The following is a 1208-nucleotide window of genomic DNA, read 5'->3' as shown; positions in this document are numbered from 1 at the left end:
GCGGTGACCGGCGTCGGTCACGCCCGGCTGATCAACGAACGCTTCGGCCGCGGCTGGGGCTGGTTTTCCGTCGGCGACCTGTTCCTGCTCAACTTCCTGACGATTGTCACCGAGTTCATCGGCATCACGCTGGCCGCCGACTACATCGGCATCTCCAAATACGTTGTGGTGCCCATCTCGGCGGTTGCGCTGGTCGCGATCATGGCCAGCGGCAGCTTCCGGCGCTGGGAGCGGGCCATGTTCATCTTCATCGCCGTCACCCTGCTGCAGATCCCGATGCTGTTCATGTCGCACCCGCAGTGGGCGCACGCGGCGAAGTCGTTTGTGGTGCCGAGCATCTCGGGCGGCGTCAGTTCGGATGCGGTGCTGCTGATCATCGCCATCGTCGGCACCACCGTCGCGCCCTGGCAGCTGTTCTTCCAGCAGTCCAACGTCGTCGACAAACGGATCACGCCGCGGTTCATGGCCTACGAGCGCGCCGACACGGTGATCGGGGCCTTCGTCGTGATCGTCGGCGCCGCGGCGTTGTTGATGACCGGCGATTGGGCGGCGCGCTCGACCAACACCGTGGGCGGCTTCACCGACGCCGGCGCCATCGCACACCTGCTCGGCCAGCACAGTGCCACGCTCGGCGCGTTTTTCGCCATCGTGCTCATGGACGCCTCCATCATCGGCGCGGCCGCCGTGACACTGGCCACCAGTTACGCCTTCGGCGACGTCTTCGGCCTCAAGCATTCCCTGCACCGCGGGTTCGCCGACGCCAAGCAGTTCTACCTGTCCTACACCGCGATGGTGGCGCTCGCCGCGGCCATCGTGCTCATCCCCGGTGCCCCGCTGGGCTTGATCACCACCGCCGTGCAGGCCCTCGCCGGCCTGCTGTTGCCCAGCGCCAGCGTGTTTTTGCTGTTGTTGTGCAACGACCCACAAGTGTTGGGGCCCTGGGTCAATCGTCGCTGGCTCAACTGGGTCGCCGGGCTGATCGTCGGCACCCTGCTGCTGTTGTCCGGCATCCTGATGGCCACCACCCTGTTCCGTGACCTCAACGTCGTAGCGGTCGCCGGCTACCTGGCCCTGGCGCTGGTCATCCTCGCCGCCGCCGCGGTCCCGGCGCTGCGCTGGATGGCCCGCGGCCAGCCCGCCAAACCAGCCGCGACGCCGCCGGCACGTCCCGTCGACCGCAACACCTGGCGGATGCCGCCGCTGACGCT

The 1208-nt window shown here is 67.6% G+C and carries 1 protein-coding gene; it reads left to right on the top strand.

Annotated elements, in window-relative coordinates:
- The coding region (locus A5712_RS09080) for an NRAMP family divalent metal transporter (protein WP_068103719.1) at nt 1-1208 on the top strand (1208 nt) is incomplete at both ends.

This window comes from Mycobacterium sp. E2327, from assembly GCF_001672675.1.
Taxonomy (GTDB): domain Bacteria; phylum Actinomycetota; class Actinomycetes; order Mycobacteriales; family Mycobacteriaceae; genus Mycobacterium.
This window is presented reverse-complemented; position numbering and strand designations above follow the sequence as displayed.